The sequence below is a fragment of the Staphylococcus sp. 231237_7MaSpsaltlick genome (genome assembly GCF_043107035.1).
Window position 1 is genome coordinate 117,263 of sequence record NZ_JBICNX010000005.1, and the last position, 17,508, is coordinate 134,770.

Annotated in this window: 20 protein-coding genes and 1 pseudogene; 16 read left to right on the forward strand and 5 right to left on the reverse strand. The window is 31.1% G+C overall.

Annotated features, from left to right (window positions below; genetic code table 11):
* Positions 1-223: 223 nt before the first annotated feature.
* From ACF91D_RS11185 to ACF91D_RS11215, 7 genes and pseudogenes are all read left to right on the forward strand, one after another.
* Positions 224-1,108, forward strand: a complete 885-nt coding sequence (locus ACF91D_RS11185; RefSeq protein ID WP_039068856.1) for an ABC transporter substrate-binding protein — start codon at positions 224-226, stop codon at positions 1,106-1,108.
* Between the two features lie 284 nt (positions 1,109-1,392).
* Positions 1,393-2,343 (forward strand): FecCD family ABC transporter permease, encoded by a 951-nt coding sequence (locus ACF91D_RS11190; RefSeq protein ID WP_039068949.1) that lies wholly within the window; start codon positions 1,393-1,395, stop codon positions 2,341-2,343.
* Positions 2,344-2,412: 69 nt separating this feature from the next.
* Positions 2,413-3,157 (forward strand): annotated as a pseudogene (locus tag ACF91D_RS11195) (HAD family hydrolase).
* Entirely contained in the window at positions 3,114-3,914 is an 801-nt protein-coding gene (locus tag ACF91D_RS11200; protein WP_039068853.1) for an alpha/beta fold hydrolase, read from the forward strand. The pseudogene ACF91D_RS11195 and the gene ACF91D_RS11200 overlap by 44 nt, the downstream one beginning before the upstream one ends.
* A 330-nt stretch (positions 3,915-4,244) precedes the next feature.
* A complete protein-coding gene (locus tag ACF91D_RS11205; protein WP_039068851.1) occupies positions 4,245-4,751 on the forward strand; it encodes an SA0570 family protein in 507 nt (168 codons plus the stop codon).
* 275 nt (positions 4,752-5,026) lie between these two features.
* Complete coding sequence (locus ACF91D_RS11210) at positions 5,027-5,737, forward strand: hypothetical protein (RefSeq protein WP_039068849.1); 711 nt, start codon at positions 5,027-5,029, stop codon at positions 5,735-5,737.
* Positions 5,738-5,940: 203 nt separating this feature from the next.
* Entirely contained in the window at positions 5,941-6,741 is an 801-nt protein-coding gene (locus tag ACF91D_RS11215; RefSeq protein ID WP_069792759.1) for an alpha/beta fold hydrolase, read from the forward strand.
* 247 nt (positions 6,742-6,988) lie between these two features.
* Here ACF91D_RS11215 and sarA read toward each other — a convergent pair whose 3' ends face one another.
* From sarA to ACF91D_RS11230, 3 genes are all read right to left on the reverse strand, one after another.
* Positions 6,989-7,363, reverse strand: a complete 375-nt coding sequence (gene sarA, locus ACF91D_RS11220) for a global transcriptional regulator SarA (RefSeq protein ID WP_017722642.1) — start codon at positions 7,361-7,363, stop codon at positions 6,989-6,991.
* 521 nt (positions 7,364-7,884) lie between these two features.
* Complete coding sequence (locus ACF91D_RS11225) at positions 7,885-8,664, reverse strand: HlyD family secretion protein (protein WP_392437036.1); 780 nt, start codon at positions 8,662-8,664, stop codon at positions 7,885-7,887.
* 117 nt (positions 8,665-8,781) lie between these two features.
* Positions 8,782-9,711: a DMT family transporter gene (locus tag ACF91D_RS11230; protein ID WP_039069366.1), complete on the reverse strand. Its 930-nt coding sequence runs from the start codon at positions 9,709-9,711 to the stop codon at positions 8,782-8,784.
* A 223-nt stretch (positions 9,712-9,934) separates the two neighbouring features.
* On the opposite strand from ACF91D_RS11230, the gene ACF91D_RS11235 reads away from it, so the two are divergent.
* Entirely contained in the window at positions 9,935-10,183 is a 249-nt protein-coding gene (locus tag ACF91D_RS11235) for a hypothetical protein (RefSeq protein ID WP_039069365.1), read from the forward strand.
* A gap of 126 nt (positions 10,184-10,309) precedes the next feature.
* On the opposite strand, the gene ACF91D_RS11240 is transcribed toward ACF91D_RS11235, so the two are convergent.
* Both ACF91D_RS11240 and sroA read right to left on the reverse strand, forming a co-directional pair.
* Positions 10,310-10,528 (reverse strand): DUF2922 domain-containing protein, encoded by a 219-nt coding sequence (locus ACF91D_RS11240; protein ID WP_039069364.1) that lies wholly within the window; start codon positions 10,526-10,528, stop codon positions 10,310-10,312.
* Positions 10,529-10,542: 14 nt separating this feature from the next.
* Complete coding sequence (sroA, locus tag ACF91D_RS11245; protein ID WP_039069363.1) at positions 10,543-10,749, reverse strand: sigS mRNA-stabilizing protein SroA; 207 nt, start codon at positions 10,747-10,749, stop codon at positions 10,543-10,545.
* Between the two features lie 146 nt (positions 10,750-10,895).
* Between sroA and ACF91D_RS11250 the strand changes: the two genes are divergently transcribed.
* The 8 genes from ACF91D_RS11250 to ACF91D_RS11285 are packed head-to-tail and all read left to right on the forward strand — an operon-like array spanning position 10,896 to position 17,317.
* On the forward strand, positions 10,896-11,447 hold the full coding sequence (locus ACF91D_RS11250; RefSeq protein ID WP_101050444.1) for a tyrosine-type recombinase/integrase: 552 nt from the start codon (positions 10,896-10,898) through the stop codon (positions 11,445-11,447).
* Positions 11,448-11,470: 23 nt separating this feature from the next.
* Positions 11,471-13,867 (forward strand): DUF4040 family protein, encoded by a 2,397-nt coding sequence (locus tag ACF91D_RS11255; RefSeq protein WP_327620798.1) that lies wholly within the window; start codon positions 11,471-11,473, stop codon positions 13,865-13,867.
* A complete protein-coding gene (gene mnhB2, locus ACF91D_RS11260) occupies positions 13,854-14,279 on the forward strand; it encodes a Na+/H+ antiporter Mnh2 subunit B (protein ID WP_017722634.1) in 426 nt (141 codons plus the stop codon). The genes ACF91D_RS11255 and mnhB2 overlap by 14 nt, the downstream gene beginning before the upstream one ends.
* Entirely contained in the window at positions 14,276-14,623 is a 348-nt protein-coding gene (gene mnhC2, locus ACF91D_RS11265; RefSeq protein WP_039069360.1) for a Na+/H+ antiporter Mnh2 subunit C, read from the forward strand. The genes mnhB2 and mnhC2 overlap by 4 nt, the downstream gene beginning before the upstream one ends.
* Positions 14,613-16,115, forward strand: coding sequence for a Na+/H+ antiporter Mnh2 subunit D (gene mnhD2, locus ACF91D_RS11270; RefSeq protein WP_039069359.1), 1,503 nt, complete (start codon positions 14,613-14,615; stop codon positions 16,113-16,115). Before mnhC2 ends, mnhD2 begins: the two co-directional genes overlap by 11 nt.
* The gene (gene mnhE2 / locus ACF91D_RS11275; protein ID WP_029377794.1) at positions 16,115-16,597 is read left to right on the forward strand and encodes a Na+/H+ antiporter Mnh2 subunit E; all 483 of its coding nucleotides are present in this window, start codon (positions 16,115-16,117) and stop codon (positions 16,595-16,597) included. The genes mnhD2 and mnhE2 overlap by 1 nt, the downstream gene beginning before the upstream one ends.
* Positions 16,594-16,896: a Na+/H+ antiporter Mnh2 subunit F gene (mnhF2, locus tag ACF91D_RS11280; protein WP_039069358.1), complete on the forward strand. Its 303-nt coding sequence runs from the start codon at positions 16,594-16,596 to the stop codon at positions 16,894-16,896. Before mnhE2 ends, mnhF2 begins: the two co-directional genes overlap by 4 nt.
* Positions 16,871-17,317 (forward strand): Na+/H+ antiporter subunit G, encoded by a 447-nt coding sequence (locus ACF91D_RS11285; protein ID WP_017722629.1) that lies wholly within the window; start codon positions 16,871-16,873, stop codon positions 17,315-17,317. The genes mnhF2 and ACF91D_RS11285 overlap by 26 nt, the downstream gene beginning before the upstream one ends.
* The last annotated feature ends 191 nt before the right edge of the window (positions 17,318-17,508 follow it).

The following is a 17,508-nucleotide window of genomic DNA, read 5'->3' on the forward strand; positions in this document are numbered from 1 at the left end:
AAAGAATTTGTATATGGCAGTTATGGTTCGTTCAAATTATTTCGATTATAATTAAGTAAGATTATAAAATTTATTAGAATTACTAGAAACTGTGAGAGATCTTTCTACAGTTGTAGTATTGTAAATATGCGCCTTAATTTGAAACAAAATGCTTTAAAAAAATAAATAAAAATAACTAGAAATTTGGTATGATAAAAGAAAAATAATAATAGGAGTTTAAGAAATGAAAAAGCAATTTAAAATAGTAAGTCTTTTTATTGTTATTGCCATACTTTTAGTAGCATGTGGAACAAATTCTAATCAATCACAACAGAAAGAGCAGTCAGAAAATCATGATTATAAACGAATTGTATCTTTGATACCGAGTAATACTGAAATTTTATATGAATTAGGGTTAGGCGACAGGGTGGTTGGAGTTTCAACTGTAGATGATTATCCAAAAGAGGTAAAAGATAAAAAACAGTTTGATGCAATGAAGTTAAATAAAGAGGCCTTGTTGAAGGCTGAACCAGATTTGATTTTAGCGCATGAATCCCAAAAGTCTACGAGTGGTAAAATACTCAATTCACTCAAAGAAAGTGGCGTGAAAGTTGTATATGTCAAAGATGCCCAATCCATTGATGAAATGTATAAGACATTTCGTCAAATAGGGGAAGTCACAGGTAAGAATAAAAAAGCTAAGGAACTTGTAAAAGAAACAAAAGCAAATATTAAAGAAGTTAAAGATTCTATTCCTAAAAATGCTAAAGCCCAAAAAGTATTTATGGAGGTATCATCTGAGCCAGAAATTTATACTGCAGGTAAAGAAACTTTTTTTGACGATATGTTAACTCAATTAAAAGTAGATAACAGTTTTTCTAATTTAACAGGATGGCAAAAAATTAGTAAAGAAGATATTATTAAGAAAAATCCTGATATTTTGATTTCTACGATGGGGATTTCAAAATCAGAATATGAGAAAATTATAGATCAACGTGGCGGTTTTAATGAAATTAATGCGGTGAAAAACAATAATATTGAAGCGATTAATGGAGATCAAATTTCACGTCCAGGACCAAGAATCGATGACGGATTGAAAGCTTTAAGAGATGCTATTTATAAACAATAAGTATAATAGATATCCGTTGTTTAGAAAGTAACTATCATAAGAAATATTAAACTTAACACCTAGCGTGAGATGTGTTGAGTATTACATACTTCTTCGCTAGAATGTTTAACATTTTAGTTGATCGTAAATTGTAAGGGACGGAATATAAATCTAATCAAAAGTTTAGATTTATATTCCGCTTTCTTTTTCTAATTTAACAGAAAATCACAGGATTAAATATAGTGTTAATTACCAGTGGTATTATAATTATTGAGAATGTCAGTGAAAGCGTGGCGTGGAAAGAAATGAGATATTATAAAGCAATCATAATATGGTCAATACTACTTATAGCAAGCATCTTGTTAAGTTTAATGTGGGGGATTGGACATGTAAGTGATGCATTGTCCCAAACAATTTTATATCAAGTAAGAATGCCTAGAATGTTGCAAGCATTACTCGCAGGAATAAGCTTAACGCTAGCAGGACATATGTTTCAAACACTGTTAAATAATCCTTTAGCAGATAGCTTTACTTTAGGTCTCGCGAGTGGTGCAACATTTGGGTCAGGGTTAGCTGTTGTCTTAGGTGTTTCCTTTATATGGTTGCCAATGTTTTCGGTAGTATTTAGTATAATTACACTTATCCTAGTAATCACTCTAACTACAGCCATGTCAAAAGGCTATCCAATTAGAACATTAATATTAGCTGGAATTATGATAGGCGCACTATTTAATGCGTTTTTATATGTTTTGATTATATTTAATCAAAGTAAAATGAAGAATATTGTAAATTATATGTTTGGTGGATTTTCATCTGCAGAATACAATGAAGTAATTTATAGTGGCGCCGTAACCGTTATTAGTGTGATAATGCTATTTGGTATGATTTCCAAAATAAAATTATTGCAACTTGGAGATTTACGTGCGCAATCATTAGGACTAAATGTGAAAAGTATAACTTATATGACATTATTAATTGCTTCTATTATGACTGCAGTGATTGTGGCGTATGTGGGGGTTATAGGATTTATTGGGATGGTTATTCCTCAACTTGTAAGAAGAAATAGTGTACATTATAATTTAAGTCAACAAATGGTGCTGAACATGATGATAGGTGGTACAATCATGGTGCTCTCAGATTGGTTGGGGAGTACATTGCTGGATCCTTTCCAAATACCAGCTAGTATTATTTTAGCGTTACTTGGTATTCCAGTATTATTTTATATTATGATGACACAATCCCGTGTTTATGATTAGATAGTGATGTTTAAAAAAATAAAGCAAAATTTGCTTGTTTGAAAAAATGTTTATAAAGAGGTTATGATGATGGACTTAACACAAGTTAAAGCGGTCGTGTTCGATTTAGAAGGAACACTTTTAGATCGAAAAAAATCACGTGAAAAATTTATTGAAGAGCAATATGAACGATTCCATGATTACTTGGTGCGCATTCAACTTGAAGATTTTAAAAGAAAATTTATTGAGCTAGACGATGACGAAGATCACGATAAACCAGAACTGTATAAGGCGATTATTAAAGATTTTCATGTTGATCGGTTAACTTGGAAAGATTTATTTCATGACTTTGAGATGCATTTTTATCGTTATGTCTTTCCATATTACGACACATTATATACGTTAGAAAAATTAACAAATAGTGGCTATTTAACGGGTGTTATAGCTAATGGCAAATCTAAAATTAAGCAATATCGAATGCATGCATTAGGTGTAGAAGATGCTATAAATTACTTATCTACTTCAGAAACTGTTGGTTATCGCAAACCGCACCCGAAAATTTTCGAAGATATGTTAAATCAATTAGGTACAAAACCTGAAGAAACAATGTATGTAGGTGATGATCCACTAAATGACGTAGCACCAGCAAGAGCCATGGGAATGATTAGTGTCTGGTTTAAAGAAGAAGAAACAGTTGATTTAGAGCCTTTACCAGAAGAAGTAGACTTTACAATCAATACAACTGAAGAACTGTTATCTATATTACCTATTACAAAGAAAGGGAGATAATTATGAACCTATTTACAACAAGAGATGGTGTAGCCTTAAATTATAGAACAAGTGGAGAAGGCAATGTCATAGTGATGATACACACTGCTTTAGATAATTTAACTGTTTTTAATGATATTGAAGAAAAATTTAACAAGAATAATCAAGTGGTGTTAGTAGACTTACGTGGCCATGGTTATTCAGATAAACCAAATGAAATTAATTTTGAAACATATGCAGAGGATATTAAAGCATTGTTAGATTACTTATATGTAACTCAGTGTGCATTTATTGGTCATGAATTAGGTGCTTCTGTTGCAGTATCATTTGCGTCTTTATATCCAGATATGACAAGTTCTTTAACGTTAATCAACCCGACTTTATTGAGTGATATGTCACCAGAGGAACGCTTGTATCGTAAGTATGCTGATCAAATTAGAAATTGGGATAAAGAATCACAACAAAAATTCTTAGATAAGCATTTATACTATTCTAAGCGCAAAGCTAAAAAATTCTTAAAACAAGTAGATGACACAAATAGCATTGCAACAAAAGCAGAATTATATGCAGTAAAAGCTTCATTTAACGATAATAATATTATGCGTTATTTAAGTGGAGTTGTTTCACCGACTTTAATTGTTGCGGGCCAACATGGAGCGAGAACTACAGTAGTTGAAGCGAAAGAAGTAGGAGACTATATTGGCGAAGTGAAATTTGAAGTTTTTACAGCTTCCGGATTATATCCATTTGTAGAAGAAAAAGAAAAATTTGTAGATGTTGTATCTAAATTTATTAAAGAAAATGAGCCAACAATGTTGTATTAAAATGCAATAATGTAGACAAACCAAAAGCTAATTTTAGCATTTGGTTTGTTTTTTGTTTGAAGATAAAAATTGAAGTTTATAATTTAGATAGTACGCTATTGAATAAAAAATATGTGAAGCTTTGTCGGTGAAGAATCACAGAAATGATATGATTCGATTTATCTAATAATTAATAATATAAGTTAGAATATTGGAAGATTATTATTACTTTGATTACAACGGAACATCTTTTTGTAATCTTTTTGTAATACTACTGTTATTTTAGTAACATTTATAGTACAATATAGATAAGCACAAGATAACTTATATAGACAGAAGGAGAGAGTGCTTATGAAAAAATTATTTGCAGCAGCCCTAATTTCAGGTTTAGCGATTTCTGGATTTAGTACAGGTAGTGTTGAAGCAGCGTCAGGTAACTCTATCCAAAGTGTTAAATCACTTCAACAGGGAGATACAACGCTAGAAGGTGCTAAAATAGGTGCTTCTATACAAAGCGTATTGAGTGAAAATAATGCCCCAATTTATTCATATAGTCCAGATGGTAATGAACATTATTATGAATTTAAAAAAGACAACGGTGTGCTTGTTGTGACGGCAGACGGTAAGAAAAACAAAGGAAAAATCATTCGTGTTTCCATGAGTTACAATGATACTAATGGCCCAACATATAAAGATGTTAAGTCACAGGTAAGTAAAAATGCTGTTACACGTGAGCATTATAATGATGTGACTGGTAACTTTGGCTATGTACAAGATGACGAACTATCTTATCAATTTAGTTCTGCATCTCCAAGTGATAAAGATATCAAACTATATCGTATAGATATGGGAGAATAATATTTACTTTGTAATATTTTAACGAATTGTGTGGTAGCGAATTAACATTTTAACGGTTGAATAGTGTAACTTTAAAAAGTGGTTCTTTAAAGTGGCACTTAAACTGCCAATATTAATTGAGAGGCTAAGACATTTATTAATGTCTTAGCCTCAATTTATTGTTAAAATAGAGAGTAATGTGAGATTATTAACTGAATTAAAGGTTACGCCATTTTAGTGATTTAAAAATAATGAGTCATTACATAAATTTTAAAAATGATTTAAAGGAGCCGATCATGAGAGTTAACGACAAAGTTTTAGTAGAAAATATAAACGACTATTTTACTCATAAAGGTCTTTCTCCCAATTTAATAGACGATATTAAAGAGAAACTAAAAAAAGATTTAAAAAAATCAGAGGCAAAAGATGAAGATTATATAGAATATAGACGTAAATCACCAGCTGAAATTATATTAACCATACAACGTAATTTATTCACTTTACAATTAAATCCCATCATATTCTTTATTGTAAATTTTATTTTGTTGTCTTATTTATATGATAAACAATATGTACCGTTCCAAGCAGCTACGGGTACTTCTATTTTTTATTGTCTAGTGATTTTACCAATTTCAATTTTTATATATTTAAGGATTGATTGGAAAAACTATCTATATAGTAATAAATTCGAAATGGTTATAGGCTTAGTAGTCGCTGTTGTATCTATGGTTCTAGTCATCTTACAAGGCTTCAATATCAATTTAGGTATTGTTGCTGTAACAATTTATGCCCATCAAGCTGTATTTTTTATCGGTATTTTATTTAGTATATCGGGTCTATATTTTAGACGGTTAGAATTTACAGGTATAGGTTTATTGTTATGCCAAAAAACCATAGATGCCATGATAAGTAACTCAAGTATTACGCAAATTGCATCTATTGTTATTTGGATATTACTACTTATAGTGATTATATATTACACTATTCGAATTTCTTCACGAAACTAATATAAATTTTTACATTTTTTTAAAATGAACTGAAACACGTGCTAATTTATTGAAGTCTTATGACCACAAAATAGCACGTGTTTTTTATTGCATCTAAAGCGTTTATAAACCATGCCAGTTTATAAAAAAATTAAAAATAAAAAATGTAGCATACGCACTTTAAAAAAGGGGTATATTATTTTTGTAAGGGGAGGTGACCCATAATGAAAAAATTAGTAACAAACTGTAACAACGAGATTGCATACATCCGAGAGGGTCAAGGTTTTCCTATTATATTAATCCATGGACTCGATGGTAATATGGCTTCATTATTTGCTTTGAAAGATGAATTAAAACAACATTACGAAGTTATTGTTTACGATGTTAGAGGTCACGGTAAATCATCTAAACCCAATTCATTTAATTTAGATGATCATGTAGAAGATCTAAAGGAATTGATGGCAAAGTTAAATATTTCAACTGCACATATTATTGGGCATGATATGGGTGGTTTAATTGCAAAGCATTTTAATGATAGATATAACTCGATGGTAAAGACACTGACATTGATAGCTTGTAACTTAATTGATAGCGTACATGGGTTAAATAAATTGATGATTGAACATCAAGATGAAATTGAAGGTTTTGATAAGTCCGAATCGCTCATTTTATTGTTACCTTATATGTATCAAGAAGAAGAAAAGGCAAAAAGATGGTTTCAAAAACAATTAATTTATAGCAGACAGACTGCTGAAGATAGTGCTGTAGCAACACGTGCGTTAATGCAATTTCCAGTATTTAATAAAGATATTGTTATTAAAAATACGGATACACCTACATTAATTATTAATGGGAAATATGATCCGTTAATTTCTAATAAAGTACTAGAAAAGTACCATTATGCGTTTAGTTCACTGCAAATGATAGAATTTGAACATTCTGGCCATGCGCCTCATATAGAAGAACCGAAGTATTTTTTAGCTGTTTATAGTGATTTTATAAATGCTACAGAGTATCAAAAATAGTAAAGTAATATTTTTGATACTCATTTTAATTGCAAACATTTTAAATTACGATGCATACAAAAATAAGCTTGAGCCATAAATCATTATGGCTCAAGCTTATTTTTGTATTAGCGTATACTGATTTACATAGAATAAACGCTTCTAACAAGCGCTATAAGTTTCTTTTTACCAAATATACTTAGTTAGAGTAATCAAGAAATACATTTAGTAAATAAAATTTCTTGATTATCTTTTTTAAAGTAAAAGTTTATACTTCGTTATCGTCGTTTGCTGCTTTAATACGGTCATTAACACGTGATAATAACTCATTAATTTTCTTACGTTGTTTCGTGTTTACTAAAATTAATACAGTTCTTTCATCGTGTTCATTACGTTTTTTATCGAAATAATCTTCTTGTGATAAGTTTTTAACTGCTTTAACAACTTGAGGTTGTTTATAGTTTAAGTGATTAATAATATCTTTCAAATAATATTCTTCACTTTCGTGTTCGCTGATATATGTTAATACAGCAAACTCCTCAAAACTTACAGAAAATTCCTTTTTGATAATACCTTTTAATTTATCAGCGTAAGTAACCATAGCTAATAATTCAAAACAATCATTGATTTTGGTGATAGCCATCCTATTATTCCTCCCTAATTCTATATGCCCAATCAAATATACATATTAAAAATATTTTTGTATAATTATTTGTCTTAATTCAAAGTGTAAAACAAAGAGTTTATCATAATCTATGGCTTAATTATATTTGGGTAAAATATATTAAAACCACTATTATTTAGTTTATTATAACTAAATAAAAATAGAAAGTAAACAAAAAACTGTTTAAGCGTTACGTAAATGATTTCAGATATTAATTCAATTCTATACATACCAATGATTGAATTGAAATTAATATATCTTCGTTTCAATTTGCCGTGATTTGATAAAAATAGTAAATAAGCGTTTTGTATTTAAAGACAATTACTATTTATGCTGTGCACTTCTAATTTTTAGACACTACTGTATCAACGTTTCTAGCGATTATGTCTCCTTGATTTAAACCATCAAGAATTAATACATCTTTTTTATTACCCATATTTTGTGATTTGATAACCCGTTTAATAAATTTTTTATTTCTTTGTAAGAAAACAAATTTATTATCATATATTGCAGACTTTGGTATTACAATTTTTTTTATTAGGTTTTTCAATATAATAATGCTTGCCATGTAATGAATTTAAGTTAGTGCTAATTTCTACATTATATTGTGAGTGTTTAGCTTTAGCATCGAATTGTACAGGTAATTTAGCAATATATGTTATTTCACCAGTATAGCTTTTCTGATTTTCGTCTTTAAGCAATACTTTATCTTTTTCATGCAATTGTGCTATAAGTGATTCAGAAACAACAGATTTGATTATAGCATTAGAATTAAAAATTTGCAGAATAAGTTCTTTATCTTTTGTAGGAAATTTTTGATTCATTTGAATTTCACCTTCAAAGGGCGCATAAATAACAGTACGCAACGTTGATTGTAATGATTCAATTTCTGTTTGTGTGCGAGTAATTTCATTAGTAATAAATGATTGTAATTGAGGACTTTTACGTTTTAAATGTGACAGATATTTTTGTTTGTCAGTGATAAGGCGTTCAATGGCAGGATTATAATATTCAAAGAGCGGTTGGTGTTTTTTTACAGTATCATTGTTTTTGATAAACCAATTATGAATATAACCTTTATCTGTTTCTAAGAATAGTTTGGTTATTTGGGTAGGTTGCTGTATGCCTAAAAAGTGATAGGGGGATTCGTACTTAATTTTAATAGTTTCTATATGGGGATGGGTCTGATTAGAGGGGATAGATTTTAAATAGAACCAACAGGATAGTGCAATACTACCTAATATTCCTAATAATATAAGTAATATAAAAATTTTTCGCAATAAGGTCACCTCGTGTTGTTAAGATGGTTTGATTATACAGTGAAAAAGACTCAAATTGCTATAAAAAAAGTGCGTCATTTACAGTTTGACAAAAGTAAATGATGCACTATTACAATTTTAAAATAATCTTAGTAATATAATACCAATCATGATGGCTATAATCCCTAAAACTTTGCGTGGCGTTATTTTATTAACGTTTGTACCTAAGAGGCCAAAATGATCTATGATGATACCCATCAACATTTGGCCTAGCATAACAATAATCGTTGTCAGTGCAGCACCTAAATGTGGCATTAAGATAATGTTTGTTGTTACGAAGATTACACCTAATATACCACCGATAAAATAAATAGGTTTTAACTTACCTTCTTTACTATTGAAAGTGGTAACTTTAAGACTTTTGTTAAATATCAGCGTCAAAATAAACAATACAATAGTTCCAACTGTAAAGGATATGAGCGAGGCCATGATTGATGAATGTAGTTGCTGACCTAACGCACTATTAATAGCTGTTTGGATAGGCGGGCAGAACCCAAACATAAATCCGATAATAAGCCATATATATACTGTTGAAGACTGTATTTTGTCTTTGGGATTTCGTCGGACATAATTCATAAGAAGGATCCCGAAAATTAAAAAGAGGATACCTAACACTTTTAATAAAGTAAAAGGTTGTTTATCGGCGCCAAACCACCCAAAACTATCAATCGCCACGCCCATTATAATTTGACCTGCTACCGTCATAACGACTGTTAAGGAAGCTCCTAAACGTGGTAAAAGTAATAGATTTCCTGTTAAGAAAATAACACCAAGCATACCACCAACAAACCATTGATAATTCAATGACTGGTTGCTATAAAATTGGCCTGTAAAAACATCGGGATTAATAATTAGATTAATTAAAATTAGAAAAATAGTTCCTGTTGCAAATGAGATTGTTGATGCATAGAATGAAGATTTTGTATATAAACTCAACCTAGAATTGATTGAAGTTTGAAATGGTACTACCATACCTGCAACAATACCAATGATATATAAAAGAATCATTAAATCACGCTTTCCTTCAAGATAACTATATTATAAAGGAAAGATTAATGTATGCATACATTTAAATTTGGAGTAGAAATGTGTATATATCAGAGAAAATAATGTACACAATAAACAAAGTATAATAAAATACGTATATTGATGTTTTTTGTATCATAAAAAATAACAAATTTAATGTATTTTGTTTAATGAATGTAAATGCAGAAGTGAGTGACTATAGATATTGAAACAACTTTCCATAATTCGTCTTTTAGATGAGGAAACTTTTTTTGTTAGCGCAGGCAGTAACGATCAAATAAAAAAGAATCAATTTATAGAAGTGTTAAATCCTAGACGGACATATAAAAATTTAGCTCAAATCGTTGAAGTATATGATAATTATTCAATGTGTAAAAAATTGGGTAAAAAAAAGATATTTTTTGGTGATACCGTTAGGCTAAGACCTTTGAGAGATAATGATAGATTAAAATAGAAAAGTAGTTAGTTGATATAATATATGAGCTTTATTATTTGGTAGTAAAAAAGGCCTGAAACTATTTGTTTCAAGCCTTTTTACGTAATGTTTTTAAATATAGTCTATTACGTGGTTGTATTATATTTAATTTTCAAATATGAGTTTAGTAGATTTGTCTATAATTTGTGCAGCGTGTACTGTTTTAGGGATACCTGACTTCGGTCTTAAAATATCCAAATCAATTAATTTTGTCATGCCTTCTTTTACAGCGGATTCGTTTATAAAATGCTCGATTTTGGGTATTTGTAATTTGACCGTCTTGTTAACAGCATCGTTGAAAATAAGTTCTAATGTTTGAGACATACTTTGTTTCCTCCTTAATTAATAGTTTCTGTCTTAATGACTTCAAGTTTGTCAAAACGTTCTCCAGTGATTTGTTCGATAATAGATTTGAAACTTTTAAGTTGTTCGGGTTTTACGTCTGTGTTTAAATTAGCAAAATGACGCTTGAACTGACTGGCTTTACCATTTTTGTCGAACAATGTACGCGATAATGTGACTGCGAGTTGGCTTATATTATTCATCTTAATAACCTCCTTTCACTATATATATCGACTGCGAGTAGCAAAACGGTCAAAAAATTTCAAAAAATTTGTATTAAACACTTCCATGTGACATAAATATCATATATCATTAAATAAGAAACATTTATGGTGTGAGAGGTGGAAATATGAATCAAGTAGATCCTATTAGGGATATTGAAGAAATTAAATCAATGTATAAAGTGTTGGGTTGTAAGTCTAGACGAGATTATTTACTATTTAAATTTGCGATACATACTGGTGTTAAACTATCTGAATTATTAAATTTATGTGTGAATGATATTAAAGGATCCAATGACCATATAAAGTTATATTGGCTTGAAGACCATGCACCTAATATTTATATTAAATTACCTGATGATTTAAGAAATGAATTGCTTGAATATATAAATGAGGAAGGCCTAAAGGAAGATCAATTGTTGTTTCAATCTAATAGAACGTTTAAAGGTTTATCGAGGCAACAAGCGTACCGAATTATACATGCGGCTGCTAGTGACTTAGGCATGCCACATATCGGTTTGACCACATTAAGAAAAACATTTGCATATCATGCTTATCAATCAGGTATTTCCATATCAATTATTCAAAAATACCTAGGTCATCAAACTACTTATGAAACGATGAAATTTATAGGTATTTCTACAAAGAAGAGTAATACCACAATAGCTTTGAATTTATAAATTATAATTAAAGGGGGAATACGATGAGTTTAGTCTATCTACTTGGAGCTTTATTTTTAATAATGTTACTTTTATTAGTAACAATGGCTACACCTAAAATCCAAAGATTTGCAGGTCATATTGCACTCTTAGCACCCCTCGTTGCCTCTATATACTTTCTATGGCAATTACCACAAGTAATGCACGGCCATTTTGTATCTGTAAAAATACCATGGCTTACACTATTAGATATCAATATAGATTTTAGACTAGATGGTTTAAGTTTATTCTTTAGCTTGTTGATTTCACTTATTGGATTAGCAGTATTCTTTTATGCTATGCAGTATTTATCAAAAGAACATGATAATTTACCACGTTTTTATATATATTTATTACTTTTTATGATTAGCATGTTAGGCGTAGTTACTGCAAATAATACAATTTTAATGTACGTGTTTTGGGAATTGACTAGTGTTTCTTCATTTTTATTAATTGCATATTGGTATAGTAAAGGTGAAAGTCAGTTTGGCGCGATTCAATCATTTATGATTACTGTATTTGGTGGACTTGCTTTATTAGTAGGATTTATCATGATTTATACTGTAACAGGTACGAATTCAATATCTTCTATTATTGAACAGAGCGATAAGATTGCAGAAAGTAATCTTTTTATACCTATCGTTATATTATTCTTAATTGGTGCGTTTACAAAGTCAGCACAGTTTCCTTTCCATATATGGTTACCTAAAGCAATGGCTGCACCTACGCCGGTGAGCGCATATTTACACTCTGCAACTATGGTTAAAGCGGGTATTTTCTTGCTATTTAGGTTTACACCATTATTAGGATTGAGTGATTTTTATATTTATTGTGTGACATTTGTTGGTCTAATCACGATGATCTTTGGAGCAGTTAATGCAACGAGACAGTTTGATATGAAAGCTATTTTAGCTTATTCAACAATAAGCCAATTAGGTATGATTGTTGCTATGGTTGGTTTAGGTGGTGGATTTGCACAACATCCTACCGGTGCATTATCTGAGGCATATGGATTTATCCTCTTTGCAGCATTATTCCATCTTATGAACCACGCACTATTTAAAGGTGCATTATTTATGGGTGTAGGTATTATTGATCATGAAACAGGTACGAGAGATATCCGCCGCTTGTCTGGTTTGAGAAAAGCCTTTCCAATCACACATATCGTTATGTTACTATCAGCATTATCTATGGCTGGTATACCATTCTTAAATGGATTCCTTAGTAAAGAGATGTTCTTTGATGGCTTAGTTAGCACGGTTGAACTACCACAATTTAACCTTTCATTAACAATAGTTATAACATTTATTGGAGTTTTAGCAAGTATTTTTACATTGATATATTCAGCTTACATGATTAAGGAAGTGTTCTGGGGAGATTATCAAAAAGCAGATTTACCAATCAAATCACCTCATGAGCCTTTTATATTTACTCTACCTTCTGCAATTATGATGATTTTGTTACCGGTTATCTTTTTTGTACCAAATATTTTTGGACATCATGTGATTTTACCGGCGTTACGAAGTATCACAATTGGAGAAAAAGTAGATAATGTGGCGCCACACATTGCTCAGTGGCATGGCTTTAATTTGCCTCTGATTTTAAGCATTATTGTAATAGTTGTCGGATTTACAATGGCTTTTAAAATAAATTGGAAAAACTATGCTAATAAGTTTAAAGTGAAATCAATCACAGACTTATATTTAGGTTCGTATAATCAATTTGAACATTATTCTGGTTATGGTATCCGTACTTTAATGAATAACCGTTTAAATCATTATATTACATTAACTTTATTAATATTTAGTATGGTTGTCATTTATGGGATTATTCAAGCAGGTTTCCCAGATGTTCAACAGATTCATGTCAGTGAATTTGGTCCAATAGAAGTAATTACATTAATCGTTGTGTTCGTGCTCGGTATAGCTTTAACATTTATTCGTCAACGTTTAACAATGGTTATACTCAACGGAATTATCGGCTATTGTGTAACAATTTTCTTCATTTTAATGAAAGCACCAGATTTAGCGTTAACACAGTTGGTGGTAGAAACGATTACTACGATTCTGTTTATCGTTAGTTTCTCAAGATTGCCAAACGTTCCACGTGCAAAAGTACACAAAAAGCGTGAAGCAGTTAAAATAGTCGTATCATTATTGATGGCAGTTATTGTCGTGACATTAGTATTTATCGCTCAACAAAGTGATTCAATGCCTACAATTTCAACGTTTTATCATGATGCTTATAATTTAGCAGGTGGTAAAAACATTGTAAATGCAATACTGGGTGATTTCCGTGCTTTAGATACATTATTTGAAGGCATGGTGCTAATCATAGCTGGTTTAGGTATTTATACACTACTTAACTTTAAAGAACGGAGGGGTCAAGATGAAAGAGAATGATGTTGTATTACGAACGATAACGAAGATTGTCGTATTTATATTGTTAACTTTTGGATTTTATCTGTTTTTAGCCGGGCATAATAACCCAGGCGGTGGCTTCATTGGCGGTCTCGTTTTTAGTTCAGCATTTCTATTGATGTTTTTGGCCTTCGACGTTAAACAAGTTTTGGTTGCATTACCATTAGATTTTAGAATTCTAATGATTTGTGGCTCTTTATTATCATTCATTACAGCAGTTGTACCTATGTTCTTTGGTAAACCGTTCCTTTACCAAACAGATGCGTATGTGCAATTACCGTTGTTAGGAGAAGTTCATTTATCAACTGTAACACTATTTGAAGCGGGCATCGTATTATCGGTCGTTGGTGTAGTTGTTACAGTTATGCTGTCAATTAGTGGTGGTCGCTCATGAATTTAATTTTATTAATGGTCATTGGCTTTTTAATATTTATTGGAACGTATATGATATTATCAGTCAATTTAATAAGAATTGTTATTGGAATTTCAATTTACACGCATGCTGGTAATCTAATTATTATGAGTATGGGTAAATATAGCAGGGACATGGTTGAACCTTTAATTGGTGAGGGAAGCAAGCAATTTGTGGATCCTTTGTTACAAGCTATTGTATTAACTGCAATAGTTATTGGCTTTGCAATGACTGCCTTTCTCTTAGTACTTGTATATAGAACATATCGTGTAACTAAAGAAGATGAAATCGATGTACTGAGAGGTGATGATGATAATGATGAGTAATTTATTAATATTACCATTACTACTACCAGCTATTTGTGGTTTAGGATTAGTATTCATTCGTACGCATAGTAGGTTATCTAGAATCTTTTCAATTGGTACGATGGCTTTTACCACCGTAGTTTCCTTAGCATTGCTCATTTATGTAATGTATAACAAACCGCTTGCATTAGATTTTGGTGGTTGGAAAGCACCATATGGTATTCAATTTGTTGGAGATTCCTTAAGTTTATTGTTGGTTGTAACTTCAAGTTTTGTCGTTACACTAATTATGGCATACGGCTTTGGGCGAACTGAGAAAAGAGCGATACGTTACTATTTACCTAGTTTTATTTTATTCTTAACTGTCGGCGTAATAGGCTCGTTTCTAACTGCAGATTTATTCAATATCTATGTTATGTTTGAAGTGATGTTATTAGCTTCATTCGTACTTATTACATTAGGGCAATCTGTAGAGCAATTACGTGCTGCAATTATCTACGTCGTCCTAAATATTTTAGGTTCATGGTTGTTATTATTAGGCATTGGTTTATTATACAAATTAACAGGTACATTAAACTTCACGCTTGTAGCTCAACGACTGAATGAAATGAGTGACAAGAGTGCTATCGTAATTGTCTCTATGGTGTTCATAATCGCATTTGGTGCGAAAGCTGCGTTAGTATTATTTATGTGGTTACCTAAAGCATATGCGGTACTAAATACAGAGTTAGCAGCGCTATTCGCAGCACTAATGACTAAAGTTGGTGCTTACGCCTTAATTCGTTTCTTTACGCTTATCTTTGATGAACATCATGGAATCTCACACCCATTATTAGTCTTTTTATCTTGTATTACAATGCTTATAGGTGCTTTTGGCGTACTTGCATATAAAGATATTAAAAAAATTGCAGCATACCAGGTTATACTATCAATTGGTTTTGTAATCTTAGGATTGGGAACGAATACTTTTGCTGGTGTAAACGGCGCGATTTTCTATTTAGCAAATGATATCGTAGTTAAAACGTTACTATTCTTTATTATTGGTAGCTTAGTATATGTGACGGGTTATAGACAATATAGAAGTTTAAATGGATTGGCTAAGCAAGAGCCGTTCTTTGGTGTAGCGTTTGTTGTGATGATACTAGCTATTGGTGGAGTACCACCATTAAGTGGTTTCCCTGGTAAAGTGTTCATTTTTGAAGGGGCAATTGAAAATGGAAACTACATTGGTTTATCACTGATGATTATTACAAGTTTAATAGCAATGTTTAGTTTATTTAGAATTTTCTTTGTGATGTATCTCGGCAATGAACAAAGAGGCAAAACAATTGTATTTAAAAAAATTCCACAATATCGTAAGGCGCTCATAGGAATCTTAGTAGCAACGATTATCGCAATGGGTATTGCGGCACCGTTAATATTTAAAGTAACTGAAGACGCGACGCATTTAAATATGGATGATGGATTGTTCGAAAAAATGGTTAATCCTCATTTAATGAAGGAGGATAAATAATGAGACAAGTCTTACTTAATATCGTCATTGCCTTTTTATGGGTCCTTTTTCAAGATGAAGATTCTTTTAAAATTTCGACCTTTTTTGCAGGTTACCTTATAGGTTTATTGGTTATTTATATTTTACATCGTTTCTTTGGCCAACAATTTTACTTGAAAAAAGTTTGGGTCAGTATCAAGTTTTTAGCTGTTTATCTTTATCAGTTAATTACTTCAAGTATGACGACAATCAATTATATTTTATTTAAAACAAAGGACTTAAATCCTGGGTTAGTAACTTATGAAACGACGTTGGATACAGACTGGGAAGTATCATTCCTAACAATCTTAATCATTATCACGCCCGGCTCCACAGTTATTAGGATTTCCAAAGAAAAGCAAAAGTTCTTTATACACGCCATTGACGTTTCAGATAAAGAAAAGCAAAAATTACTGAAAAGTATCAGACAATATGAAGGACTCATATTGGAGGTGGCAGAATGATTGAATATCTAATAGATTTCTTTATTACGAGTGCATTGATATTATTTGGCATAGCGTTATTACTAACATTATTTAGATTAATAAAGGGGCCAACTACTGCGGATAGAGTGGTTGCATTTGATGCTGCCAGTGCCATTTTAATGTCGATGGTAGGATTGCTAAGCATCGTGTTCGGCACATTTTCATTCTTAGACTCGATATTACTCATCGCCATTATTTCCTTTGTAAGTACAGTGTCAATTTCTAGATTTATAGAAGGGGGGCACGTCTTCAATGCAAATAACAAGCGAAATCGTTAACCTTATTGCAGCTTTTATGATATTTTTAGGAAGTATTATAGCCTTAATTAGTGCCATTGGTTTAATTAAATTCCAAGACGTCTTTTTACGTAGTCATGCGGCAACGAAAAGTTCAACGTTATCTGTATTATTGACGCTGGTAGGCGTTATCATTTATTTTATTTCGTCACAAGGTTATTTAAGTGTAAGACTTATTCTCGCTTTAGTGTTTATTAATTTAACATCTCCTGTTGGGGGACACTTAATTTCTCGTGCGGCGTACCGTACTGGCGCGTATATGTATAGAAAAAGCGATGCGCCTAGACAAACTAATATTTTATTGAGCGCTACTGAGAATAACACATTTGAACAATTGAAAAAGCGTGCACATGAGCGTGAAGAACGCAGAAGAAAAACGTATGAAAAAGAACACGATTACTAATTTTTTAATAAGGAGACACTTCTCATATTTTAAGAAGTGTCTTTTTGTTTCAAATGGCGTAATTAACTGTAATTATACTTTAAAATAGAAAATTATAGTTTTTAGGTGCATTACGTTTAAGTGATAGTCAATAAAATGATAAAATAATATATATTTGTAATTATGTTAATTTTTAAATTAATTATCGAATT

Coding starts and splice junctions, on each gene's coding strand:
- ACF91D_RS11210 (WP_039068849.1), top strand. CDS start 5,027: ATGAGAGTTAACGACAAAGTTTTAGTAGAAAATATAAACGACTATTTT.
- mnhC2 (WP_039069360.1), top strand. CDS start 14,276: ATGAATTTAATTTTATTAATGGTCATTGGCTTTTTAATATTTATTGGA.
- ACF91D_RS11255 (WP_327620798.1), top strand. CDS start 11,471: ATGAGTTTAGTCTATCTACTTGGAGCTTTATTTTTAATAATGTTACTT.
- ACF91D_RS11205 (WP_039068851.1), top strand. CDS start 4,245: ATGAAAAAATTATTTGCAGCAGCCCTAATTTCAGGTTTAGCGATTTCT.
- mnhF2 (WP_039069358.1), top strand. CDS start 16,594: ATGATTGAATATCTAATAGATTTCTTTATTACGAGTGCATTGATATTA.
- ACF91D_RS11200 (WP_039068853.1), top strand. CDS start 3,114: ATGAACCTATTTACAACAAGAGATGGTGTAGCCTTAAATTATAGAACA.
- ACF91D_RS11240 (WP_039069364.1), bottom strand. CDS start 10,528: ATGTCTCAAACATTAGAACTTATTTTCAACGATGCTGTTAACAAGACG.
- mnhD2 (WP_039069359.1), top strand. CDS start 14,613: ATGATGAGTAATTTATTAATATTACCATTACTACTACCAGCTATTTGT.
- sarA (WP_017722642.1), bottom strand. CDS start 7,363: ATGGCTATCACCAAAATCAATGATTGTTTTGAATTATTAGCTATGGTT.
- ACF91D_RS11250 (WP_101050444.1), top strand. CDS start 10,896: ATGAATCAAGTAGATCCTATTAGGGATATTGAAGAAATTAAATCAATG.
- ACF91D_RS11190 (WP_039068949.1), top strand. CDS start 1,393: ATGAGATATTATAAAGCAATCATAATATGGTCAATACTACTTATAGCA.
- sroA (WP_039069363.1), bottom strand. CDS start 10,749: ATGAATAATATAAGCCAACTCGCAGTCACATTATCGCGTACATTGTTC.
- ACF91D_RS11230 (WP_039069366.1), bottom strand. CDS start 9,711: ATGATTCTTTTATATATCATTGGTATTGTTGCAGGTATGGTAGTACCA.
- mnhB2 (WP_017722634.1), top strand. CDS start 13,854: ATGAAAGAGAATGATGTTGTATTACGAACGATAACGAAGATTGTCGTA.
- ACF91D_RS11285 (WP_017722629.1), top strand. CDS start 16,871: ATGCAAATAACAAGCGAAATCGTTAACCTTATTGCAGCTTTTATGATA.
- ACF91D_RS11215 (WP_069792759.1), top strand. CDS start 5,941: ATGAAAAAATTAGTAACAAACTGTAACAACGAGATTGCATACATCCGA.
- ACF91D_RS11185 (WP_039068856.1), top strand. CDS start 224: ATGAAAAAGCAATTTAAAATAGTAAGTCTTTTTATTGTTATTGCCATA.
- mnhE2 (WP_029377794.1), top strand. CDS start 16,115: ATGAGACAAGTCTTACTTAATATCGTCATTGCCTTTTTATGGGTCCTT.